This is a genomic window from Mesohalobacter halotolerans (assembly GCF_006120725.1).
Lineage (GTDB): Bacteria > Bacteroidota > Bacteroidia > Flavobacteriales > Flavobacteriaceae > Psychroflexus > Psychroflexus halotolerans.
This window is the reverse complement of the sequence record NZ_SWMU01000003.1, coordinates 139,851-165,934: the sequence shown is the minus strand read 5'-3', so window position 1 is coordinate 165,934 and position 26,084 is coordinate 139,851. Positions and strand designations below refer to the sequence as shown.

18 protein-coding genes are annotated in these 26,084 nt (G+C 35.4%); 7 read left to right on the top strand and 11 right to left on the bottom strand.

The features are described 5' to 3' along the window. The 6 genes from FCN74_RS07920 to uvrA form a co-directional block, all read right to left on the bottom strand. The gene (locus FCN74_RS07920) at window positions 1-1,923 is read right to left on the bottom strand and encodes a BatA domain-containing protein (protein WP_138932064.1); all 1,923 of its coding nucleotides are present in this window, start codon (window positions 1,921-1,923) and stop codon (window positions 1-3) included. Between the two features lie 58 nt (window positions 1,924-1,981). Further along, on the bottom strand, window positions 1,982-3,190 hold the full coding sequence (locus FCN74_RS07915) for a sensor histidine kinase (protein WP_138932063.1): 1,209 nt from the start codon (window positions 3,188-3,190) through the stop codon (window positions 1,982-1,984). A 116-nt stretch (window positions 3,191-3,306) separates the two neighbouring features. Continuing rightward, on the bottom strand, window positions 3,307-3,756 hold the full coding sequence (gene rplI, locus FCN74_RS07910; protein ID WP_138932062.1) for a 50S ribosomal protein L9: 450 nt from the start codon (window positions 3,754-3,756) through the stop codon (window positions 3,307-3,309). Between the two features lie 12 nt (window positions 3,757-3,768). Next, window positions 3,769-4,065: a 30S ribosomal protein S18 gene (rpsR, locus tag FCN74_RS07905; RefSeq protein ID WP_138932061.1), complete on the bottom strand. Its 297-nt coding sequence runs from the start codon at window positions 4,063-4,065 to the stop codon at window positions 3,769-3,771. 3 nt (window positions 4,066-4,068) lie between these two features. Then, window positions 4,069-4,407 carry a 30S ribosomal protein S6 gene (gene rpsF / locus FCN74_RS07900; protein ID WP_138932060.1) on the bottom strand — a complete coding sequence of 113 codons (339 nt, stop codon included), beginning with the start codon at window positions 4,405-4,407 and terminating at the stop codon, window positions 4,069-4,071. A gap of 183 nt (window positions 4,408-4,590) precedes the next feature. Then, window positions 4,591-7,383 (bottom strand): excinuclease ABC subunit UvrA, encoded by a 2,793-nt coding sequence (gene uvrA / locus FCN74_RS07895; RefSeq protein ID WP_138932059.1) that lies wholly within the window; start codon window positions 7,381-7,383, stop codon window positions 4,591-4,593. A gap of 225 nt (window positions 7,384-7,608) precedes the next feature. Between uvrA and FCN74_RS07890 the strand changes: the two genes are divergently transcribed. After that, window positions 7,609-8,199 carry an RNA polymerase sigma factor gene (locus FCN74_RS07890; protein WP_138932058.1) on the top strand — a complete coding sequence of 197 codons (591 nt, stop codon included), beginning with the start codon at window positions 7,609-7,611 and terminating at the stop codon, window positions 8,197-8,199. Between the two features lie 213 nt (window positions 8,200-8,412). Here the strand turns inward: FCN74_RS07890 and FCN74_RS07885 are convergent, their stop codons facing one another. Further along, window positions 8,413-9,105 (bottom strand): endonuclease III domain-containing protein, encoded by a 693-nt coding sequence (locus tag FCN74_RS07885; RefSeq protein ID WP_138932057.1) that lies wholly within the window; start codon window positions 9,103-9,105, stop codon window positions 8,413-8,415. Window positions 9,106-9,133: 28 nt separating this feature from the next. On the opposite strand from FCN74_RS07885, the gene bcp reads away from it, so the two are divergent. Then, entirely contained in the window at window positions 9,134-9,583 is a 450-nt protein-coding gene (gene bcp, locus FCN74_RS07880) for a thioredoxin-dependent thiol peroxidase (protein WP_138932056.1), read from the top strand. A gap of 81 nt (window positions 9,584-9,664) precedes the next feature. Here the strand turns inward: bcp and FCN74_RS07875 are convergent, their stop codons facing one another. The 4 genes from FCN74_RS07875 to FCN74_RS07860 form a co-directional block, all read right to left on the bottom strand. Beyond that, a complete protein-coding gene (locus FCN74_RS07875; RefSeq protein WP_246062590.1) occupies window positions 9,665-12,430 on the bottom strand; it encodes an alpha-amylase family glycosyl hydrolase in 2,766 nt (921 codons plus the stop codon). Window positions 12,431-12,533: 103 nt separating this feature from the next. Further along, window positions 12,534-13,739 (bottom strand): SusF/SusE family outer membrane protein, encoded by a 1,206-nt coding sequence (locus tag FCN74_RS07870; protein WP_138932054.1) that lies wholly within the window; start codon window positions 13,737-13,739, stop codon window positions 12,534-12,536. A gap of 19 nt (window positions 13,740-13,758) precedes the next feature. Next, window positions 13,759-15,366, bottom strand: coding sequence for a RagB/SusD family nutrient uptake outer membrane protein (locus FCN74_RS07865; RefSeq protein WP_317128781.1), 1,608 nt, complete (start codon window positions 15,364-15,366; stop codon window positions 13,759-13,761). Window positions 15,367-15,436: 70 nt separating this feature from the next. Next, window positions 15,437-18,367: a SusC/RagA family TonB-linked outer membrane protein gene (locus FCN74_RS07860; RefSeq protein WP_138932052.1), complete on the bottom strand. Its 2,931-nt coding sequence runs from the start codon at window positions 18,365-18,367 to the stop codon at window positions 15,437-15,439. A 261-nt stretch (window positions 18,368-18,628) separates the two neighbouring features. Here FCN74_RS07860 and FCN74_RS07855 point away from each other — a divergent pair, with 261 nt between their 5' ends. The 5 genes from FCN74_RS07855 (at window position 18,629) to FCN74_RS07835 (ending at window position 26,026) form a co-directional block, all read left to right on the top strand. After that, a complete protein-coding gene (locus FCN74_RS07855; RefSeq protein ID WP_138932051.1) occupies window positions 18,629-19,681 on the top strand; it encodes a LacI family DNA-binding transcriptional regulator in 1,053 nt (350 codons plus the stop codon). An 88-nt stretch (window positions 19,682-19,769) separates the two neighbouring features. Continuing rightward, complete coding sequence (locus FCN74_RS07850) at window positions 19,770-21,134, top strand: MFS transporter (protein WP_138932050.1); 1,365 nt, start codon at window positions 19,770-19,772, stop codon at window positions 21,132-21,134. A 9-nt stretch (window positions 21,135-21,143) separates the two neighbouring features. Next, the gene (gene pgmB, locus FCN74_RS07845) at window positions 21,144-21,806 is read left to right on the top strand and encodes a beta-phosphoglucomutase (protein WP_138932049.1); all 663 of its coding nucleotides are present in this window, start codon (window positions 21,144-21,146) and stop codon (window positions 21,804-21,806) included. A 51-nt stretch (window positions 21,807-21,857) separates the two neighbouring features. Continuing rightward, window positions 21,858-24,164: a glycoside hydrolase family 65 protein gene (locus tag FCN74_RS07840; RefSeq protein WP_138932048.1), complete on the top strand. Its 2,307-nt coding sequence runs from the start codon at window positions 21,858-21,860 to the stop codon at window positions 24,162-24,164. 50 nt (window positions 24,165-24,214) lie between these two features. Further along, window positions 24,215-26,026, top strand: a complete 1,812-nt coding sequence (locus FCN74_RS07835) for a glycoside hydrolase family 13 protein (RefSeq protein WP_317128780.1) — start codon at window positions 24,215-24,217, stop codon at window positions 26,024-26,026. The last annotated feature ends 58 nt before the right edge of the window (window positions 26,027-26,084 follow it).

Genomic DNA, 26,084 nt, shown 5'->3' with positions numbered 1-26,084 from the left:
TTATTTAATAAATCTCAACAAAAGTAACTCAATAAACATAAATATCAATGCAAATGCGATAAACCATTGCCATAAAGTTTTAAACTCTTGACTTTGAGCCAAATTTTGAGCATAAGCTTCAAAGTTGTCGTAAGCCTTAAAATAATCTGATGTTGAAAAATCTAAATATTTAAATTGGTTTTCTTTACGATCCAGATTAAATGCCAAAAAACCTAGTGTGTCTATTTGTGGGTTTGTCAAGGCATAATGTCCTGGAAACTTAGGATTATCGTTAAACTCAAGCTCGATATTTTGACCTTTTGCAGTTTGTCTTGGTATAAATTTGTAATCATCTTTAGAGAGACTTAAAACTTCATCGGCGTTGAGTTGGGTTTTTATATTCAGTTGATATTTTTGACCAACATTTGCATAAAGTTGAGCTTTATTTTGAGCTTGTAAAGCTAAATTATAAAAACTTAAAACCGTTAAAGGTGACTGTTTAAAATTTGAATTGTCTTGTATAGCTGCATTAAATCTGAAAACATTGTCTTGGGACTCCAAGAAAGCAAGGCCGTTACTAAAAGCTAAAGCTTTTTCTGGATTTGGACTTTCAAAATAGGTGTCAAAACTTGGATAGTCAAAATTTTCAACATTTTTAGTAAATACATTTTTAAATACTGGGTGTTCAAACACTATTGTAGTCAGTTTTATAGTAGTAGAATTTATTTTGTCATAAGGCTTGAGGTTTAATTTGTTAAATAAACTATTATAACTCATCAAATTGATTTCCTTTCCGGGAACGATACCAACTATTTTGTTGCTGATATATTGACTTTCTAAGTTCAACCTTAAAGCACTTGGTATACTTTGAAGCTCATTAAGGATGATAACATCAGCTTGACTGATTTCAGCATATTCTAAATTGTTTATTAAAACTTGTTGATAATCAAACCTATCATTGTTATAAACTTTGTCCAGATAGGCTGAAGGCTGATTTGAAATGACTAGAACTTTAATTTTTTCAGGTTTAGCCATTGAGAAAAAGAGTTGATTGTCAAAGTTGAGGCTAGAATCTTCAATTTGAATTAAGCCTTTTAAAATTTGATCCTGCTGAATATCAAAACTATAAGTTTTATGAGTTGCGTTTTCAAAATTTAAACTGAATTTACCAAGTAAAGTTTGACCATCATAAACCGATATTGGGAGGTTTTGAGTTGTTTGAGTAGACGCTGATACTTTAAAAATTAAAGTTTTTCCTTCTGCTGAGGTGTTCAGATAAGCTGTATCTATGCTGAAGTTAATCTGTTCCTTAGCTTGATATTTGACAAAATGGTAGTTGTAAACTGAATCGAGTTTTGTCGTATTAAATTCTTCAAAAATTTGAAAATCTGATAATATAATCAGTTCGTTAGATTGATTGGGATGAGCTTGATAAAGGCTTTTCGTTTTGTCGATTACACCTTTAAGGTCTAAGCTATAAGGACTGTAATCCAGATCGTAAATCCAAGATTCAAATTCTTCAGGGGTTACATTTTTTAAAGTTTGATCATGTGTGGCAATGTGAAATTTTTCATTTTCTGGAAGGGCTTTAAGGAGGTCTCCTTTAGCTTGATTGAAAAGCACAGTATTTTGACCATTTAATGCCATACTGTAGGAATTATCTATAAAAAGACCGATTTGATTTTGTTGACTTTCAACAGTTGTATCTGAGAAGTAAGGTTGCGCAAAAGCCAAAACTAAACACGTGATAATGAGCAATCTTGTGATGAGACTTAACCATTTTTTAAGCTTTGAACTTTTACGAGATGATATTATAAGCTTTTTGAGCAAAGCCACATTGGTAAATGGCTCAGTTTTAAATTTTCTTAATTGAAAAAGATGAACTATAACAGGGATAGCCAGCGCCAATAATCCAAATAGAAGTTCAGGATGATAAAATTGCATACTTAATTTTACAGGCGTTTAGGCAAAGATAAGTATTGGGGTTGTAAACAAACCAAACTCAACTACATTTCTCAATACTAAATGAGATTTTTGTATAAACACCTTTTTCAGACTCTACATCTATAGTACCACCTAGATTATTGATTAATTTACGAACGGTAGATAAGCCAATACCATTGCCTTTTTGACCGCGACGATCTTTTTCAGCTACAGTTGAAAATAATTTAAAAATATCTTTTTGCTTTTCTTTAGGAATGCCAATACCATTGTCTTTAACGCTGAAATAATAGTAATGCTCATCTTCAGAAACATCGATATCTACTATAATTTTTTCTTTGTCGTTATATTTTAAACTATTTCCCAACAAGTTGAGAAGAATTTGTTCTATAGCTGTTTTGTTGCATTTGAGCTGTATGTTGTCTGCTGGTAAATTGATATCACAGTTATCGTTGACATCTAGCAATTCTATAACATCCTCGAGAAGTTCGTGAACGTCAATATTTTCTTTGGACTGTTTTTCGGTGATTTCATCACTTTCATAGTGAGTGAGTATGTTGCTGATGTAATCACTCATTTTAAAAGCGGACTGCTTCAAATTGTTGAGATAATCAAAACCCGCTTCGTCTAATACTTTATTGTATTTACGTTTTAAAATATCAATAGTTACAATAATATTGGCCAGGGGCATTTTCATATCGTGAGAAACCACACCTGCAAAGTTTTTTAATTGTGTATTTTTCTCTTTTAAATTGCGTTGCGCTTCTCTTAGGTTTTCATTTTTAAAACGCAATTCAAAAAGTTTAACAACTTGGTTAGCTAAGTTTTTTAGGGCAAGTTTTTGTTTGTCAGTTAGTGATTTGGGTTTGTAATCAATGACACAAATTGTACCAAGTGCATGTCCATTATGGTGAATTAAAGGTGTTCCGGCATAAAATTTTACGCCCTTTTCAATTACAAATGGATTATCTTTAAAAAGATCATGTGATGAGGCATCTTCTATTTCATAAATCTCATTGGTTTGATTGATCGCGTGTGTACAAAACGAAATCTCGCGTTCAGTTTCACATGCATCAAAACCGATTTTAGACTTAAACCATTGCCGGTCTTTATCAATTAGACTAATAAGTGCTATAGGTGCGTCACAGATATATGCAGCTAATTCTGTCAACTCATCGTATTCCTTTTCAGGTTGACTATCGAGAATATCAAGAGACTTCAGCGCTTTTAGTCGCTCTTCTTCATGTATTGAGGTGGTGGAGCTTTGCATAGTATATAAAATGGCAATTTAATGAAATTTAAAAATATTTCCTATAAGCTTAAAGAGTTTATATAAAAAAACCTCGTCAATTGACGAGGTTTTATCAATAAATAACAAAAAATGTTTTAAGCTTCAGCGACAACATCAAACGTAAAATCTACCACAACTTCTCTATGGAATCTGATTTTAGCTTCATATTGTCCTAACCTTTTAATATTACCACCAAATATAGAAATGAATTTTTTGTCAATTTCTACACCTTTATCGGCTAAAGCTTCGCTTAAGTTGGCGTTGGTAATACTTCCAAAAAGTTTATCACCAGCACCAGCTTTAGCTGAAATTTTGAGTTCTAAACCGTCAAGTTTTGAAGCGGCTTCTTTAGCTTCTTTAATGACTTTTTCTTCTTTATGAGCGCGTTGCTTTAAGTTTTCTGCCAAAACTTTTTTGGCCGATGAAGTTGCTAAAACAGCATAGCCTTGCGGTATTAAATAATTGCGGCCATAGCCATTTTTAACAGTGACTACATCATCAGCAAAACCTAAATTTTCAATGTCTTTTTTCAGTATAAGTTCCATGTTTGTTCGGTTTTATTTAAGTAAATCACCTACGTAAGGCATTAAGGCTAAGTGTCTTGCGCGTTTAACAGCTTGGGCTACTTTTCTTTGGTATTTAAAAGAAGTTCCAGTAAGACGTCTAGGTAGGATTTTACCTTGTTCGTTTACAAATTCCATCAAGAAATCTGCGTTTTTGTAATCGACGTATTTTATACCCGCTCTTTTGAAACGGCAAAAACGTTTTTTACTTTTAGTTTCAATATCAAGAGGCGTCAAATATCTGATTTCGCCTTCATTTTTTTCTTTAGATTGTTCTTCAATTTTTGACATGGCTTAAGCTTTTTGTTTGGTTCGTTTTACGCGTTCTCTTGCCCATTCTATGGCATATTTGTCTAACTTTACAGTTAAGAAACGCATCACACGCTCGTCTTGTCTCATCATCATCTCAAAGTTGTCGATGATTTCAGGTTTTACCTTAAATTCTAATAAACGGTAGAAACCACTTTTTTTGTTTTCGATAGGGTAAGCCAATTTTTTGAGGCCCCAATCTTCTTTGTGCACCATTTCTGCACCTTGTGAAGATAAATAATCTTCGAACTTTTTGACTGTTTCCTTTATCTGGTCTTCAGATAAAACGGGATTCAAAATGAAAACAGTTTCGTACTGGTTCATAATTATAGTTTTAAATTAAACGGGTGCAAAAATAAACTTTTTATACTTAAAAACAAGACTTTATGTCAAATAAAATAATATTGGTAATTAGGTTTTAGCTGGTATTTAAATCAGGTTTTAAAAAAAGCCAATTGCTGCAGTTTTTTACTATAAGTGGATAACTGCCAATGCTGAATTTTTATTTTATGCGTTCAACTTACTTTTTAAATATTTTGCCGTCAGCGATTGTTTTGATTTTATGACTTCTTCTGGTTCTCCAGCAGCCATTAAGTCACCACCATTTTCACCACCTTCAGGGCCGAGGTCTATAATATAATCAGCACATTTTATCAAGTCGAGTTGATGCTCTATTACCACTATTGAATGTCCTTTTTCGATTAAAGCCTCAAAAGATTTTAACAATTTTTTGATATCGTGAAAGTGCAGGCCAGTTGTAGGTTCGTCAAAAATAAATAATGTATTCTGCGCTTTCTGGCTTTTACCTAAAAATGTGGCTAATTTGATACGTTGAGCTTCACCACCCGATAGGGTAGAAGAACTTTGCCCTAAAGCCACATAGCCTAAGCCTACGTCTTGAAGCGGTTGAAGTTTTTTTACGATTTTATCTTGGTTATGATCTTCAAAAAAGTCCATAGCTTCATCAATACTCATACTCAGGATATCATCTATGGATTTGTCTTCATATTTTACCTCAATGACTTCGGGTTTAAAACGCTTGCCTTGACAAGCATCACAAAGAATATGCACATCGGCCATAAATTGCATTTCTATGGTGATTTCGCCTTCGCCTTGACATTTTTCGCATCGACCGCCATCTACATTAAAGCTAAAGTGCTTGGCTTTAAAATTTCTAAGTTTTGATAATTTTTGTTTGGCAAACAAATTGCGGATATCATCATAGGCTTTGACATAGGTTACAGGGTTGGATCGCGATGACCGACCAATAGGGTTTTGATCGATATATTCAACTTGTTTCAAACTTTTTATATCGCCTTCAAGAGTATCAAACTGACCTGTTTTGCGGCCGTGTATCCCCAAAGCTTTACTAAGTGCTGGATATAAAATATTTTTGACCAAAGTGCTTTTGCCACTACCCGAAACGCCGGTTATTAAGGTCAACATGTTCAAGGGAATTTTAACATCAATATTTTTTAAATTATTGGTGCGAGCACCCTTAATGAGCAATTGTTTTTTGATTTGACGTCTTTGTTTCGGTACTTCAATTGATTGTTTCTCACTCAAATATTGACCGGTTAAAGATTTTGATTTACAAACCTTTTCAAATTCACCATAAGCGACAACTTCACCACCGTGAACGCCTGCTTCTGGTCCGATATCTATGATTAAATCGGCTGATTTCATAATGTCTTCATCGTGTTCGACCACAATCACGGTGTTGCCAAGATCTCTTAGGTTTTTTAAAACTTTTATAAGTCGTTCACTATCGCGTGAATGTAGACCAATAGAGGGTTCGTCTAGAATATACATCGAGCCGACAAGACTACTCCCAAGTGAGGTTGCCAAATTAATGCGTTGCGATTCGCCACCCGATAATGTATTTGATTTTCGGTTGAGTGTCAAATAACTTAACCCCACATCCATTAAAAATTGAAGCCGTGTAGTGATTTCTTTTAAAAGTCGTTTAGAGACCATTTTGTCGTGGTCCGACAATTCGAGACTTTTAAAAAACTGAAGCACTTTATGAAGTGGTAAGTCTACTAGGTCTGAAATGCTTTTGTCTTGAATTTTGACGTAATTGGCCTCAGGTCTTAAGCGCTTACCTTGACAAGTCTTACATTTGGTTTTACCACGATAGCGCGACAATAACACCCGATTTTGGATTTTATAAGATTTGGCTTCAAGTTTCTTAAAAAATGCGTTGAGTCCTTTGAAGTATTCATTGCCTTCCCAAAGTAAGTTTTTTTGTGATTCAGAAAGTTTGTGGTAAGGTTTATGTACCGGGAAATCAAAGTGATGGGCATTTTTGACCAATTGGTCACGGTACCAACTTAAAGAATCACCACGCCAGGGATATATTGCATTTTCATAAATGCTCAAGCCCGTATTAGGTATGATTAAATCTTCATCCAGACCAATGACATCGCCGTAGCCTTCACATTCAGGGCAAGCGCCGTATGGATTATTGAAACTAAACAAATGGATGTTAGGCTCTAGAAATTTCATCCCATCACGTTCAAAAACATTACTGAATCTCTGTTCATTTTCAGTTTTAAGGTTATTTAAGATGATGTGACCGTGACCTTCATAAAAGGCATTTTCAAAGGCATCGGCTAAACGGTTGTAAAAATCTTCGTTGTGTTTTACCACTATGCGGTCGACAACAAGAAATAAATCTTTTCGTGAAATTCTTTTTTTGAGGGCTTCTTCAAGCCTTATGATTTCACCTTTAAACATTATTCGGCTATAACCTTGTTTCAGTAAGACGTTGAGATGGTCTTTTATTTTGCGTTTTTTATCAATTTTAATGGGTGCAAGAAGTAATAATTTTGTTTTTTCTTCAATACCTTTAACTGTGTCAATAACATCAGCAACGCGATCTTTTTTGACGATTTTTCCGGAAATAGGAGAGTAGGTTTTTCCAATTCTGGCGTAAAGTAATTTGAGATAATCGTAAATTTCAGTAGTAGTGCCAACAGTAGAACGCGGATTGGTGCTGTTGACCTTTTGCTCAATAGCAATGGCAGGGGCTATGCCTTTTATATCCTCAACTTTAGGTTTGTTGAGCTTTCCCATAAATTGTCTGGCATAAGATGAGAGGCTTTCTACATATCGTCGCTGGCCTTCGGCGTAAAGTGTATCAAATGCTAGGCTAGACTTGCCTGAACCAGATAAACCCGTAATGACAACAAGTTGATTCCTGGGAATGACAACATCAATATTTTTGAGGTTGTGCATTTTTGCCCCTTTAATAATGATGTTTTTTAAGGGATTTAGATTTAGTGGATTTTTTGTCATAATTAACTAAAGCTACAAATATAGAATGACAAGATTAGCTTTAGGGATAGCCAATTGTTAAATTTAAGTTCAATTAGTAAATGTTAAATAATAAATTAAAATTTTGCGATTTTAAATAAAATTATATATTTGACATTCAAATAAATACAATTGCCTATAGCATAGCATTACTCTTTTAGCTTATAAAAATTAAAGAAAACCCATAATTGGGATCAAAGTAATGTTATGAAACAACAACAAACAATTTCGGAAGCTGAGCTTATAAGAAGCTATTTGGGCGGGAATGAAAATGCATTATGTCAACTCATTAATAGGCATAAACATAAAATATTTGGATTTATTATCTCAAAAATTCAAGATAGAGATCTAGCCGAAGATGTTTTTCAAGATACCTTTATAAAAGTCATTAATACCTTAAAGCGAGGTAAGTATAATGAAGAAGGTAAATTTTTACCTTGGGTTATGCGAATAGCACATAATCTGGTAATCGACCACTTTAGAAAAAGTAATCGCATGCCAAAATTTGATACCAAAACAGATTTTGATATATTTTCAGTAATTAAAGATGACAATTTGAATGCAGAGTCAAATTTGATTAAAAACCAAATTGAGAGTGATGTCAAATCCTTAATTAAAGAGTTACCTGACGATCAAAAAGAAGTTTTAGAAATGCGTATTTACAATGAATACAGCTTTAAAGAAATTGCCTATAAAACTGATGTTAGTATTAATACTGCTCTAGGGCGTATGCGTTATGCTTTAATTAATTTAAGAAAAATTATTGAAGAACGAAATATCATTTTAACCGAAAAATAATTTAAAATAAAACAATAAATTGGTCTTTAGTACGTTTGTTATTTAAATAAAATTTTTATATGGCAAACCTCTACTTAAACCCATCACCAAAAAAAAAGGTGGAAAACGTTGAACCCTCGAAGGAATGTATAAATTTCCTTCTTAACTATTCAAAAGCTTTGAAGATTATCAACCATAAAAATCTTCAATTTGAAAGTATTCAGAATTAGTCTTTTATTTGTTAGTTTCATTTTTAGCACCTGATTGTTTTCGGGTGCTTTTTTTGTAATAGGATTTTATAACCGACTGTCTTCCAATGGTTCGGGTAATGATGTCTTTGTCTAAATCCCAACCGCGCGCAGGGCTATATTCTCTTCCATACCAAATGATCTGCAAGTGAAGTTTATTCCATAAATCTTTTGGAAATAGCCGTTTCGCATCTTTTTCAGTTTGCTTTACATTCTTGCCCGTAGATAAATTCCAGCGATACATCATGCGATGAATGTGTGTGTCAACAGGAAAAGCAGGCACACCAAAGGCTTGGGACATCACCACACTTGCCGTTTTATGACCTACTGCTGGCAGCGCTTCCAAGGCCTTAAAGCTTTGTGGTACTTTAGCCTCGTATTTTTCAATGAGAATTTTTGATAAGCCATAAATACCTTTAGACTTCATAGGGGATAACCCTACAGGTTTGATAATTTCTCTAATCTGGTCTACACTTAATTTAACCATATCGTAGGGATTGTCTGCTTGTTCAAAAAGTAAAGGCGTGATTTGGTTTACTCTCTTATCAGTGCTTTGAGCTGAAAGCAAAACTGCAATCAATAAAGTATAAGGATCTTTATGGTCTAACGGGATAGGAATTTTCGGATAAATTTCATTTAACGTATTTATAACGAAATTTACTTTCTCAGACTTCTTCATTTTCTGTAATTTTAAACAAAAATACATTATGACAACATTAAAAGCAGGCGATAACGCTCCGAATTTTTCAGCCAAAGATCAAGACAGCAACGTTCATGAATTAAAAGACTTTAAAGGAAATAAACTTGTGGTTTTCTTTTATCCAAAAGCCAGTACACCGGGATGTACTGCAGAAGCTTGTAATCTACGGGACCATTGGAGTACTTTTCAGGATAAAGGCTATAAAATTCTAGGTGTGAGCGCTGATTCGCCAAAACGTCAACAAAATTTTAAAAACAAATATGAGTTGCCTTTCCCATTACTTGCCGATGAGGACAAATCGGTGATTGAGGCTTTTGGCGTTTGGGGACCAAAAAAGTTCATGGGTAAAGAATATGATGGTATACACCGAACCACTTTTGTTATTGATGAAGAAGGCAAAATTGAAGAAGTGATTTCTAAAGTTAAAACTAAAGCCCACGCAGAACAAATCCTTTAATTTTCATCATAAAAATTTAAAATAAAAAGGCGACTCGTTGTGAGTCGCCTTTTCTGCTTAATGAGAACAAAGCAATACCTATTAATCTTTTATAAGCTTAACAGACAAAGTTTTTTCTTGAGATTGAACTTTTACAAAGTATAAACCGCTATTTAAAGCTTCAATATTATAACGCTGGTTGATGTTAAAATCACCTTCAAATTGTTTGACAATCTGACCTGTAACATTATAAATTGTGATACTTTTGGCAGGTTTATTAAGCGAAAAATAATCTGATGAAGGGTTAGGGTGGATAACAATTTCATTTTCAAAAGTATTAAAATCTTCATTTGATAAAGTCACCAACTCATTACCATACATTTTAAATTCACCTGGAGCCAATGTGATAGACATATTTGTGTCATTGACCTGTAAAGGGGTTTCAGTCATCAAATCATACCATGCTCCAGTTTCCTGGAAAAAAGGTTGAGTCGTAATCGTGTTGACCCCAAAATTCCCAACAATAGTTACATATTCTAAATCATTTGGACCCGCATTATCATCGACTAAGAAAATTTTCTTTTCCACATCATCAGATACTTCTAAAGTAAAGTTAGGGGTGTCAAAAATGGGTTCCTGAAGTTTAAGGTTAATTAATTTGCTCCAGGTATCATAAACCTGAGTTCTGTTAGGGTTTGTATTATAGTTTAAGCCCCACGGAATAGGTTTTGGTGCAGTTCTACAACTGTTATCAATTGTTCCATTTGGACAATAATTGATACTAAAATCATAGCCCAATTCTCCAAATTGCCATAGCATTTTTGGTCCAGGAATAGGGAAAAAGAAAGCTCCGGCTATTTCAAGACGTTCCAATCCAGTGTTTAAATTTGTAATATCATAAGATCCTGAACTATTTCCAAATTCTAAATTTTTATACATCAAGCGCTCTTCGTCGTGGCTCTCCATATAGCTCATATTGGATGGAGTTGACCAACCACGATTTTGGTATTTGATAAAAGAAAAATCAGAATTATCATAACCCATAGTCGCTTGGTTATAGGTAAAATTAAAATTGCCCCAAACTTGCATACCTGGTTCATTAGGATCAGTGGTCAATCTATGGTTTATTAATTGTGTTTCTTCACTGTTTGGCGCAAAGTGCTCTAAGATAACGTATGCTGTAGGATCAGCTGCTCTGATAACGTCGTACATCCTGTTAAGATTGTTGATTCTGGAAGCGTCAAAACCGCCTCCGTCACCAACGACATTTGTAAACCCTTTGGTAAAATCAAAGCGATAACCATCTATATTGTATTCTTCTAACCAGTATAAATTCATACGATCCATATACTCTTCCATATCGGTTGATTCATGATCCATATCATTAAAGAATGAAAATGAGGTGTTAGGATCATTGACATTAAAAAATGGATTGTCGTTTGTCGCTTGACCAACAGTACACCCGTTACAATCATTCCACATTCTGTAATAAGGATTTTGACCGGTGGCATGGTTATACACCACATCTAAGATAACAGCGATACCTCTTAAGTGACATTCATCAACAAAGTTTTTAAAGTCTTCCGGTGTCCCATAATATTTGTCTAAAGCACCGTGAAGAGCAGGATTGTATCCCCAACTGATATTACCATCAAATTCATTCACTGGCATCAATTCAATGGCGTTGATACCTAAGTCTTCCAAATAATCCAATCTATTCACCACAGAATTAAAGGTATGAGCAGCGTCAAAATCTCTTATCAGCAATTCATAAACAACCAATTCGTCCTGATCGGGTCGTTGAAAATTTGGGACTTGCCATTGATATTCAGGCTGATTTAATCTCACCCAAGATATCAATTCAGTAGTTTTATCTTCTGGATAAGCTGGTATATTAGGGAATACTGTGTTATCAATAAAAGGATCATTAAATGGATCTAATACTAACTCTGAGTATGGATCTGCAACGTTTATCTCGGCATCAACAACATATTGAAATAGAAAATTATTACTAGGATGGTTGTTGAGTCCATTAATTGTAATCCAAAACCTATCATTGGAAGGGTCACGATTCATCAAGTAGTTATTACTTAAATTCCAGTCGTTATTATCAAAATTTCCAATGACATGGACAAAGTTTTTGTTGGGTGCGTATAGCACTAATGTGATCTCATCAGGATTATTGATATCGTAATTTATACCGTCTTGCATTCCTGCTGGAACGGGCGCATTGTTTACAACTGGGGTTGTAATAACATTAAATTCAGCGGTTTGAACTTCGCTTGTGTTGGGTTCTGTTGCAACCAGTTCAAAAGCAGCATCATTATTGACTGTATAATTAAAATTGTAACTTGTAGTGTTGTTTTGAGTATCAATAGAAGTACCGTTGGCAAATAATTCAAAGTTTGCTGCTAAACTTGTTGTGGCCGAAATAGTTAAAGAATTGCCTTGATCAACAATATTAACATCGTCTAGCGAGCTATCAAGAAATAATTGGAAACTTCCAACGGGAACTAAATGATCTTGGGTTTTTTTATCTCCGGTTCCGTCATCAGCTTTTACAAGCATACCAAGAGTGCCAATATTTGTTGTACTGTAAAAATTAGTAGGGGTAATGGTAAAAGAAAATGTACCATCTCCATTGTCTGTCATTTTTTGAGACTCGTCAGAATTTGTCCAAGAGCCATTAGTTGGAGAATCTCCACCAAAACTTCCATCAGGATTGAAGTACCACGCCCACAGATAAACGTCTGAAACTCCCCATATACTTGGGTCTACACCTGATACGGTTATTGTGATCTGTTCATCCTCTTCAAATGTTGCCGGATTGATGCTAAAAGTGCCCTGTTGGACTTGTGCATGTCCCAAAACAACAAAAGACAGTAAAAAAAAAAAGATTGAGTAATATTTTTTTCATAATAAAAGATTAAAAAAGGGCATTTGTTTCCAAATGCCCTTTTTGTGATTTTATTTATTCTTCTAATCTTACAAAAACATAAGTTTCAGTCAGGTCGTTAAACCACACGTCATAAGTCCCTGCAGCAACAGGAATATTAGGTCCATCTTGTGAAGCGAACCCAGTTAATTCGGTGTTTGCTCCCCAATTGACAGCCCAATCATCATCCGCTCTAAATTTAGCTTCACCATCAAATAGCTCAAGACCAGTCATATACCAAAGGTGTGGATCAAAAGTAGATTGAGTCATGTCCATATCTGCACTCCAACCAGAGTCATCTCCAGTAGTAGCACTACCTATAATTCCAATAGTAGCAAAAGTTGTGGAGCCTGATTCATCAAAGGATTGAATATCAAAAGTTGCATTGTCAATATCGACAGTAATGCTGTAATAACCTTCGCCACCAGGGATATTAAATACATCCGGGTCACTGCCAAGATCTTCAGAACTTGCTAAAGCACCTTCGCTTAAGCCCCATTGTGGCTGCCATGCCCCTCTTTGCTCTAAAAGTTTAAATGCAGCTGGATCGCCTAAAAATTTACCGGTAAAGGTGTACACATTTTGATTTTCAGGATCTCTAACAATAGGTGGATTGTTGTTGTTGTTATCCCAACCAGGAGCTGTAGCGTCACCGACTAAAAATAAATTTCTAAGCGCTACTTCACCGCCACCATCGTTTGACAATAATCTAACAAACAAGATTTGTACATCTGAAATTGAGCTAGGTGAATTATCAGCTTCATTGGTACCTAAATCACCTACAACTCTAAAGAACATTTCACCTGAGTCATTTGGAATAGGATTACCAGCTTCGTCCAAAATAGGGTCACCATTATCATCTACTAAAAATGTCTCTGGATCATTGTCTAACCCTAGTTCAGTTGTGGCTAGATTCCATAATTGTTCAACATTTATTGAAAGTTGGGTTTCTGTAGTTGAACCAACAACAATAGGGTTTTCAAAAGTACCATCAACAGAATATTCTAAGTTATATGAGATGTTAGACTCAACACCAAAATCTGGTGTCTCCCATGTAAATCTTTCAGCTATATTAGGAAATGTTTGGGTCGATAATAAATATTCTCCTAATAAACTATTTGTAATAGTCAACTGTTCAACTTCTGCTGGTGTTTGGAACCTAAAGTTATCATCATCTGTACAAGACTTTAGTCCAAATAGGCCTAAGCAAATTATTGTTAAAATTAAGAATTTATTTTTCATTGTTTTGAGTTTTTAAATATTAGTAACCAGGATTTTGAGTTAAATTTGGATTGGCTGATAAGCTTTCACTTGGAATAGGGAATAAGCCTCTATAATCAGCTATTGGAATACCACTTAAAGAATTTCCTTTGAGTGTCCAGACATAAGATGCGCCAGTAAACAAACCAAAACGTCTTAAGTCTTGTCTTCTGTGAGATTCCCAATAGAGTTCACGAGCTCTTTCATCGATGATAAAATCTAAAGTTAAATCTGATTCAGAAATATTCCAAGTTGTGCTGCCATTATGTGCACGTGTTCTTATAAGGTTAATATATTCAGTCGCTTGTGTCAATGAGCCACCCCCACCTCGAAGGTGTGCTTCAGCATACATAAGATACACATCAGCTAATCTGAACATTGGAAAATCTACTGATGAAAAGGTTAAATTATCATCTACCGGGTCATCAGATGTATTGAGATCTGTAAATTTTTCTAAAATATAACCTTGATCGCGATTGGATACATCAGTAATATTAATAGGTCTATCTTCTGAGATAATGCCATTTCTAGCATCATTTGTAAATTCAGCGCCTTGAAAAAGCGACACAAACTGCGGTGATAAGCGTATAGCACCGCCCCAGCCACCTTCTGTAACGCCAAGATTAGCTCCATTTTGTTCAATACTACCTACAGCACCATTGGTCATAACCGTTGTTGGGCCAAAAGACTGCGAAAATTCGCCATCTGCCGGCACAGGGAAAATAACTTCATTTTGCGCGCCATTTACATCATTATCTCCTCTAAAGACATCTTGATAATTTGGTGTTAAACTGTAACCTGCATCTATGATATTTTGGGAATATTCTAAAGCATCTGCATAGCGGTCTTCACCAATATATACTTCAGCATTGAGATAAAGCTTAGCTAAAATCATCCAAGCTACAGCTTTATCAGCTCTGGCATATTCATTGGTTCTAGCGTCTTTTAAATCTGGTATAATTTCTAAGAGTTCAGATTCGATGTAATTGAACAGGTCAACACCTACAATTTCTTCATTTCTAAATACACCTACAGGGTCTTCTTCTGTAATAAAATGAGCTTTGCCAAATAAGTCTAGCATATGGTAGTAAGATAATGCCCTCAATAATCTTGCTTCAGCTCTAAATGTTGGCATTTCTTGAAGTTCTTCTCCACTGATATCACGGGAGTTTAATTTAGCTTCTGTAGATTGTCTTAAAAATTCATTTGCAAAAGCTACACTTCCCATTATACGTCCAAAAGCTCCACGAATGATGACGTTTGCAGGCGTCCAGGTTGTACGTTGTAATTCGGCAATACCGGGGTCATTTTCGTAAGACCAGATAGCTTCATCTGTGGTAAAGGTTTGAAGATTCATCAAAGCTCGTCCATATTGACTTGTACCTGGGTCTAAGCCACCAATATTTGAACCAAAAGCACCACCAGCACTAGTCAAACTTAAATTGCCATAAACACCGGCTAGGAGACTTTTATAAGCATTATCTTGACTGAAAAAGTCTTCCGCCGTAGAAGCGTCATCATCTAATGGGACTGTATTTAAATCGTCTTCGCACGAAGAAACTAAAAACAGCAGTCCTGCAAATAGATAGATTAAATTTAATTTTTTCATTATTTTCATTTTCATCTTATTTTAATATTAAATATAAGGTATTCAGACTATTAAGCCTGTAAAACATTTCTTAAAATTTGAAATTTAAGCCCATTAAAAAGGTTTGAGGTCTAGGGAAAATTGTATTGTCTATCCCACCAAATACTTCTGGATCTAGGCCAGAGTAATCTGTGATGACAAACACATTGTTCATACCGGCCCAAACTCTAAGTGTTGAACTTTTCTGAACCACATCTTGAAACGTATAACCCAATTGAAAGTTGTCCATTCTTAAAAATGAGGCATTTTCGATATATATATCAGAACGAATCACATCAGAGGTGTTTTGAAATCCTGTTTCTAAAACTTGGGTTGGGATGTTCCCTAGAGCCGTATTGTCTTGTAAAAATTGAAATTGAGCTCTTGCAGAATTGACGTTATTATAGACATAATTGCCTAAACTCGCTCTCATATTAAAGGAGAAATCAAAGTTCTTGTAGTTCATTGTCGATTGAAAGCCCATAGTAATATCGGCATCAGGATCTCTAAATAAATAACGATCGTCATCATTAATGATGTTGTCACCATTTAAATCTGCATAAGCGCCTTCAATGGGTCTGCCATTATCATCGTAAATTTGGTTAAACACCCAAAATGAGTTTGGGGCATGACCTACACTGTGCAATTGAATAAAACCACCGGTACCACCACCAATGCCACCAACGGGAATATCAGAATCATTAGCTAATTCATCCAACTCTTGATTAAGTAAAGTGAAGTTATAATTTACATTCCAATCAAATTTATCAGAATCTCCTTCTGCATCAAACACTAAAGCATTGATCCCAAATTCAAGACCTTGTGTATTTAAAGTTCCTGAATTTTGTTCGATAGTATTCGTAAAATTTGAACCTTCCGGTACAGGTGCAACGACAAACAGATCTTCTGTATCTCTAGTATAAACATCTAATGTCCCCGTAATTCTATTATCAAATAAACCATAGTCAATACCGATGTTATAAGTTTTAGCGGTTTCCCAAGTTAAATTTTCATTTCTTGCATTCGGAAAACCAGCCGTTAAAGGCGCACCACCAAAAATGACTTGAGCTGTAGGCTGTGAGGTTGCAAAGCTTTCAAGACCGATAATACGTGGACCAATTTCCTGTTGTCCTGTTTCACCATAACTGGCTCTTAATTTTAAATTAGAAACCACTTCAGAATCTTCTAAGAAATTTTCATCAGAAATATTCCATGACAAGGCTGCCGATTGAAATGTTCCCCATTTGTTGCCTTCAGCAAAACGTGAAGATCCATCGCGTCTAATCGAGTAGGAGGCAATATATTTATCTTTAAAACTGACAAAGGCACGACCAATATATCCAATTAATACCACATCGGGTAAAGTGTTGACATCTGAGTCATCTACTTGCGCTTCTTCACGAGTCTCCCCTGTAGAAAAGCTTTCATTTTGAAACTCTTGATAAGAATAACCAACAGTACCTCTTAAGCTGATGTCGTCAGTGATGTCATCATCAAACTTTAAATAAGCATCAAATAAGGTATTTCTGATATCACTTGTAAATCTAGAAAAACTTCCATTGAATGTCCCGTCATTAAAACGTTGTCCATTGATACTTTCACGAGATAATTCATTAGTTCCGCTACCACTAGAATCGTCAAAACCAAAATTCACAACGGCTCTCACTTGTGGTAAAAAATGAAATCTATAATCTAAGTTTAAGTTCCCGTAAAAACGATCAACATCCGTAACATTTCGGCGTTGTAGTAAACTTGCTACAGGGTTTCTGGTGCCTAATAAGGGTTCATTATTGTTGTTCGGGTCATAATATTCAAAGAAACCACCAAAGGGTGAGTTAGGATCTCTCACCGGTTGCGTCGGGTCAAAGCGAATCGCTGCACCTTCTACACCATCAGCAAATCGGTTGCTTTCACGCGTATAATTTGCGTTGAGGTTAATTCTTAATCTATCGTCAAAAAATGTAGGGTTAATAGAAGTAGAGACTGAATTACGTTCAAACTGACTTGTTAATCGAATTCCTTGTTGGTCTAGGCGTCCTAAAGACAAGCGAACCGGGATTTTGTCAAACAATTGACCTCTAACCGATAAATTGTGATCAAACGAGTTGGCGACGCGGTAAATTTCATCTTGCCAGTTGGTATTAGCATTACCTAATTTATCGACGTCATCTGGTCTTTCTTGAGCAATGATGTCTCTAAAGCCTTCTGGAGAAAACACATCGATTTCATTCATCAAACTATATACCCCAGCGGTATAGTTAAAATCGACTTGAAAATCTTTAGTTCCCTTTTTGGTTTTAATGATGATTACACCCGCAGAAGCTCTGTTACCATAAATGGCGGTTGCTGCGGCATCTTTTAAGATAGAGAAAGACTCAATATCATTCGGATTAATAGAAGATAGAATGGATCGACCACCGCCGACATTATCATTACTTAATGGTAATCCATCAACCACAATCAGCGGTTGATTGTTGGCGTTAAGAGAACCACCACCACGAATTCTTATTTCAGAACCCGATCCCGGTGCACCACTGGTTTTAACTGTAACACCTGCTGCACGACCGTTGATTAAGTTCTCTGGCGTAATAATATTACCCTTTGTAAAATCGTCTTCAGAAATTGCGGTCACCGAACCTGTTAAATCTTTTTTGGTACTTGTACCATAACCAATGAGAACAACTTCTTCAAGTTGAGATTGGTCTGGTGTAAGTTGTACATTAATTTCTGATTGTCCGGTATAACTTATTTTCTGGGTTTTAAATCCTAAATAAGAAAAAACCAAAACTTCACCATTGTTGATTTCAATGTTGTAGTTACCGTCAAAGTCTGTTGTCGTTCCACGCTGAGTGTCCTCAATCAAAATATTTACACCGGGAATGGGTAAATTTTGATCGTCGACCACAGTACCACTAACGGTATTTTGAGCAAAAACACCTAGTGGTAAAAACAAGAACAGACATAAATATTTAAACGTCTTCATAAATGAGTGATTTGTGTTAATAATATGTTACTTTTTACTTCCAATCGTAAAATTAATTAAACAATGTCTAACGCAAACATTTTCGAAGAACCGCAAACGTTTTCGTGTTGACAACTTTTTGATTTTAACATTTTAAAGTGAGATTATGATAAAAAAACTATTGAATAAATCCTTTTTTTTGAATAAATCTAAAAGCTATACCTAATCTTATTCCTATATTTATATCATATTTAGAATTTAAATTTTCTAATATTTAGTCCAATGAAACAAAAACCGACTTTAAAACTCATCGCTAAAGAGCTCGATGTATCAGTGTCTACGGTTTCTAAAGCTTTAAGGGATAGCAAAGAAATTGGTAAAGAAACCAAAGAGAAAGTCAAAGCTTTTGCCAAGCTTTATAATTACAGGCCTAATAATATCGCTTTAAGTTTAAAAAATAGAAAGACCCAAACTCTAGGTGTGATCATTCCAGAAATCGTCCATCATTTTTTTACTACTGTGATTTCAGGGATCGAATCTTATGCCAATGAGCATGGATATAATGTCATTGTTGGACTTTCTAATGAGTCCTTTAAAAAAGAAGTAATCAATTTAGACACTCTAGCAAATGGAAGCATAGATGGTTTTATCATGTCAGTAGCTAAAGAAACTTTATCTATTGGCGATTATCATCATTTACATGAAACCATAGATCAAGGTATACCGATTGTGATGTTTGATCGTGTTTTAGATAATATGGATTGTGATAAAGTTATAGTAGACGATGTCCGAACTTCTCAACAAGCGGTTCAAAAACTTATAGGTAATGGCTCTAAGAATATAGGTATTATAAGTACAAAAGATTACGTAAGCGTAGGAAGACTGAGAACTGAAGGCTATTTAAAAGCCCTTGAGAAAAATCAAAAAGACGTTAATTTATCTTACATTTTAAAAATTCATGATGAGTTTAGTTCAGAAGACAATTTAGAAGCTTTAGAAGATCAAATTTCAGACTTCCTATCAAAAAATAAAGATCTCGATGCCATTTTTGCTGTCAACGAACTTTATGCAGTTACTGCGATGAAAGTTGCTCGAAAACTTGGTCTTGACATTCCTCATGATATGCAAGTTATAGGCTTTACAGATGGGGTATTGTCAAAACACGCTTATCCGCCGCTTACTACAGTGAGTCAAAACGGTTTTGAAATGGGAAGAACAGCAGCCCGATTATTAATCAACCGTTTAGAAAAAGACAGGGAAGAGATTGAACGCTTTGAAACTGTAATCGTTGATACAGATATAATTGAAAGAGAAACTACACATAAATCAAAATAATTTTTATATTTGTATTACAAAACTACTTTTTACTTCCCTTTAAGTTTTGTCACCAAAGCTTATCGTTTTTTAATTTAATTCAAACGATATGCAAAAACGTAGGTTATCTGCTTTAGAAATCACCTATATCAGTTTTGGTTTCTTGGGTATACAAATGGGCTTTGCTTTGCAAAACGCCAACGCAAGCCGTATCTTACAATCTTTTGGGGCAGATGTTCACCAATTGTCATGGTTTTGGCTTATCGCACCAATAATGGGTTTGATTGTACAACCTCTCGTTGGTCATTACAGCGACAATACCTGGAATAGATTTGGTAGACGTAAGCCCTATTTTTTGGTTGGAGCTATCTTAGCTTCAATAGGTTTAGTTCTATTGCCACAAGCCGATTTATTTATTGCATTTTTACCAGCTTTATGGGTTGGAACAGGAATGTTGATGATTATGGATGCGTCTTTTAATATCTCAATGGAGCCCTTCAGAGCTTTTGTAGCAGATATTTTAAATGAAGAACAGCGTACTGTAGGCTTTACTACGCAAACGGTCTTAATTGGTGTTGGTGCGGTTGTTGGTTCATGGTTGCCTTATGTTTTAACCGAATATTTTGGGGTAGCCAACCGCGCAGATGAAGGCGCCGTACCGCTTAACCTTATATTGTCTTTTATAATTGGCGCAGCAGTGCTTATCGTCACGATTTTAGTGACTGTTGTGACAACAAAAGAGTATTCTCCTGAAGAACTCGATAAAATTGAAAAAGCTAAAGCTCAAAAACTCGATGAAATCACAGAGGTCAAACCCAAAGACAAAGCCAAGCTCACAGATATCTTTGTAGATTTTGTAAAAATGCCAACAACCATGAAGCAACTCAGTTGGGTGCAATTTTTCTCGTGGTTTGCGCTATTTGGTATGTGGGTGTTTTCCACTCCGGCAATTGCACAACATTTTTACAACTTGCCACACACAGACTCTTCAAGTGAAGCTTTTAATAATGCCGGAGATTGGGTTGGTATTCTATTTGGCATTTACAACTTAGTATCAATTCCTGTGGCGTTATCATTAGGGAAAATCTCAAAATATATCGGAAGAAAGTCAACCCATATGTATGCCTTGATAATAGGTGGTATAAGTTTTATGTCTATCTATATTATGCCTGATCGCTATTGGTTAATTCTACCCATGATAGGCATTGGAATTGCGTGGGCTAGTATTTTGTCGATGCCTTATGCTATTCTAGCCGGGGCTATAAACCCAAAAAAAATGGGTGTTTATATGGGAATATTCAACTTTTTTATTGTTTTACCTCAAATTTTAAATGGCATCATTGGCGGACCAATGGTCAAATACTTTTATAGTAACCAAGCTATTTTCGCATTGGTTTTATCTGGAGCCAGTATGATTATTGCTGCATTACTCGTAACTCGTGTCAAAGATGTCGACGATGTTAAATCAACTTAAATTTAAATTATGCAAAAACAAACGGCCTTTATATTCGATTTAGACGGTGTTATCGTCGATACAGCCAAATTTCATTTTTTGGCTTGGCAAAAGCTCGCCAACAAAATAGGTATCAATTTTTCTGAAAAAGAAAACGAACAGCTCAAAGGGGTCAGTCGGGTAAAGTCTCTTGAAAAGATATTGTCTTGGGGTAATAAAACCCTGTCTGATGAAGAATTTCAAAGATTAATGAACGAGAAAAATCAAGATTATCTCAATTATGTTAAGCAGATGACCGAAGCTGATATTTTGCCTGGTGTAAACTCATTTTTAGACGATTTAAAGGCTAAAAACCATCCTATAGCTTTGGGTTCAGCAAGTAAGAATGCTAAAACTATTCTGAAATGCGTTAAACTTTCAGACACTTTTGAAGCTATAATTGACGGTACAGTCGTCAGCAAGGCTAAGCCTGATCCGGAAGTATTTTTAAAAGCTGCTCAATGCTTAAACACTACACCGAGCAATTGCATTGTCTTTGAAGATTCAATTGCAGGTATCCAGGCTGCGAATGCAGGAGGTATGACTAGTATTGGTATAGGAGATAAAAACACATTACATGAAGCAGACTTTTGTTTCAGTAATTTTTTACAATTTGATTACCCGTTTTTTAAAAACATAAAAATGAAAGCTTAAGATAAAATTTATATCTTTAAATCTATTTAACCATCATAAAGACATTACAATATGAATCAAGATTATATCACCCCTTATGCGTGGTCAATTGTTGAAGAAGGCTTTGAGCCAGAGCGGGTAGAATCTTCTGAAAGCCTGTTTAGTTTAGGCAATGGCGCCATGGGACAACGTGCTAATTTTGAAGAAGATTACACTGGGCAAACCTTTCAAGGTAGTTATATTGCTGGAATCTATTATCCTGACAAAACCCGTGTAGGCTGGTGGAAAAATGGTTATCCTGAATACTTTGCTAAAGTATTAAATGCCCCAAACTGGATCGGAATTCACATTCATATTAATGGTGATGTATTTGATTTAAATACTTGTAAACATGTTGACAACTTCAAACGTGAACTCAACATGAAAGAAGGATGGCACAAACGAACGCTTGAAGCAGAAATGCAAAATGGTATTATAGTCAAAGTAGAAGCATTACGATTTTTAAGTTTGAGTCAAGATGAGCTCGGTGCTATTCAATATAAAATTACGCCCTTAAATTCTTCTGCGCATATTACTTACTCACCTTATGTCGATGCCGGCATAAAAAATCAAGATTCTAATTGGGATGACAAGTTTTGGGAAATTACAGATGTACAAATAAAAGACCAAAAAGCATTTGTATGCTCACACACTGTGAAGACCGAATTTCATGTCTGTACGTTTATGCAATCTTCAGTATTGCTTGATGGAAAAATCCTGAATAGCAAACCCGAACCTCACCAAAAAGCGCACAAGGCTTTTATGGCTTATGAAAAAGATGTTCAAAAAGGGCAAACTTTTACTATTCATAAATTTGCAGGTTATGTCACGTCTTTAAATCACGATAAAGGCAGTTTAGTTGAAGCCGCTTCAAGTGTTTTAGATGTTGCTTCTAAAAAAGGTTTTGATACTTTACTTAAAGAGCAGCAGCAAGCATGGGCTGATATATGGCACATGAGTGATATTATCATAGAAGGCGATACCAAAGCACAACAAGGGATTCGTTTTAATATTTTTCAACTCAACCAAACTTATCTCGGTAAAGATGCGCGACTAAATATTGGTCCTAAAGGATTTACAGGCGAAAAATATGGAGGCAGCACATATTGGGATACCGAAGCCTATTGCTTGCCATTTTACATGGCAACCAAAGACCAAAAAGTGGCTCGTAATCTATTGACTTATCGCTATAAACACCTACAAAAAGCCATTGAAAATGCAGAAAAACTTGGTTTTGAAAATGGTGCGGCGCTCTATCCTATGGTTACCATGAATGGCGAAGAATGTCACAATGAGTGGGAAATTACCTTTGAAGAAATTCACAGAAATGGCGCGATAGCATTTGCCATTTTTAATTATGTCAGATATACTGGCGACTATTCTTATGTGCCTGAAATGGGAATGGAAGTATTGTTAGCCATCGCAAGATTTTGGAAGCAACGCGCTACGTTTTCTAAACCTAAAAACAAATACGTTATTCTCGGTGTAACAGGTCCAAATGAGTATGAAAATAATGTCAGTAATAATTTTTATACCAACTATATCGCCAAATGGTGCTTGAATTATGCGGTTGAAAATCTCAATATTCTTAAAAAAGACTACAATGAAGACTACAATAGAATTGTAGATAAAACAAACTTTAATCAAGACGAAATTCAAGCGTTTAAAACTGTAGCTGATGAAATGTATTTGCCGTATTCTGAAGAGCATGATGTTTATTTGCAACAAGATGGGTTTTTAGACAAAGAGCTTATCACGGTAAAAGATTTAGACCAAACCCAAAGACCTATCAATCAACACTGGTCTTGGGATAGAATATTGCGTTCGCCTTACATCAAACAAGCCGACACGTTGCAAGGTTTTTATTTCTTTGAAGACCATTTTACAAACCAAGAATTAGAGCGCCACTTTGATTTTTATGAACCGTTTACGGTTCACGAATCATCGCTTTCTCCTTGTGTACACAGTATTCAGGCGGCTTTGCTTAACCGTATGCAACAGGCTTACCAGTTTTACCTCAGAACATCTCGTCTAGATTTAGATGATTATAATAAGGAAGTTAAAGAAGGCTGTCACATCACCAGTATGGCCGGCACTTGGATGAGTATCGTTGAAGGTTTTGGCGCTATGCGTGTTAAAAATGATATGCTCAATTTTGCCCCAAAAATTCCTGACGAATGGGAATCTTACACGTTTAAGGTTAACTTTAGAGATAATATTATTGCAGTTAAGGTGACTAAAGATGCTACGCATTTTACACTTGAAGGTCAAGATGAACTAGAAATAGTAGTCAATGAAGAACCTGTAGTTCTTAAAAATGGTCAAAATATAAACGCCTAATGAAAAAATTGATTTATGTTTTTTTGGTCTTTTATTTAGTAAACTATTCTATGTCAGGTCAAATTGAAAGAATAGAACCACCACATTGGTGGATTGGCTTTGAACAACAAAATCTTCAATTGTTGGTGCATGGGAATAATATCAGCAAAGCTGAAGTTGAATTGAAATATCCAGGTGTCAGCATACAAGATATCCGTCAAGCAGATAGTCCCAACTATTTATTTTTGGATTTGAAAATTGATACCAGTGCCAAGCCTGGAGAACTTAAATTTAAATTTCAACTAGGAAAAGATAAATTTTCATACAAATATGAATTAAAATCAAGAAAACTTTCAGCTAAAGAATACAAAGGTTTTGATAGCTCAGATGTGATTTATTTGATTACACCCGACCGTTTTGCAAATGCTAATCCCGAAAACGATATTATTGATAACCTAAAGGAAACAAACCCTGACCGCAATGACGATTACGCGCGTCATGGTGGAGATATCCAAGGCATAATTGAGCATTTAGATTATATTGAGCAGATGGGTTTTACAGCGATTTGGTCTTCGCCTTTATTGATTAATGATATGCCTAAGGCTTCTTATCACGGGTACGCGATAACCGATTATTATCAAGTTGACCCGCGTTTTGGGACTTTAAAAGACTACAAAACGCTCAGTCAAAAAGCCAAAGACCGTGGCATCAAATTGATTATGGATATGGTTGCCAATCACTGTGGAAGTGAGCATTGGTGGATGCAAGATTTGCCATTCGAAGACTGGGTTAACGCTCAAGAAGCTTTTGAAAATGACAAGAAACTCCCAACCTCAAACCACAGACGAACCACCAATCAAGATTTGTACGCCTCCGAATACGATAGTTCAAAAATGACTGAAGGTTGGTTTGTGCCAACTATGCCTGACTTGAATCAACAAAACCCGTTCATGGCAAAATATCTTATACAAAACAGTATTTGGTGGATAGAAACATTGCAGCTCGGTGGTATACGTCAAGACACCTATCCTTATCCAGATAAAGATTTTATGAGTGACTGGGCAAAGGCCATTATGAGAGAATACCCTAATTTTAATATTGTAGGTGAAGAATGGAGCACAAACCCTTTAATTGCCGGTTATTGGCAGTCCGGACAAAACACCGTAGATGGTTATAAGTCTCATTTAAAATCTTCTATGGATTTCCCTATGCAACAGACTATTGTTGAAGCTTTAAATGAAGACGAAAGTTGGGGTACAGGTTTGGTAAAAATTTATGAAGGTTTGGCTAATGATTTTTACTATCCTAGACCAACGGATATGATGTTATTTCCAGACAATCACGATATGGATAGGATTTTTACGCAATTGCATGAAGATATTACCAAAACTGAAATGGCCTTAGCTTTAATTTTAACGATGCCACGAACGCCTCAAATATATTACGGCACAGAAATATTGATGGACAATTCGGCAAAGCCTGGCGATCACGGGTTAATCCGTACAGATTTTCCAGGCGGTTGGGCAGGCGATAAGGTTAATGTTTTTCAAAATAAAGGCTTATCAGACCAACAGCAAGATTTTAAACTTTTTCTCAAAACTTTGTTGAATTTCAGAAAAACTTCAAACGCTATTCATCATGGGCAAACCAAACATTTTGCACCATTTGAAAACACTTATGCCTTATATAGACAAGCAGGTGATGAAGCGGTTTTATTGTTGATTAGTAAAAATGAAAACCCTATTGAAATCGATTTAGATCGTTTTGAAGAGCTGAATTTAGAAGCCCAAAAATGGGCTGAATTGTTTACTAGCAATAGTGTTGAGTTGTCAGGCAAATTAACGGTCAAACCTGGAGTGAATTTGTTTTCTGATAAATTTTAACTTGAAGTTTGAGATTTGACTAAAAAACCTTTGCGAGATCTGCTAAAAATCTTGCGAT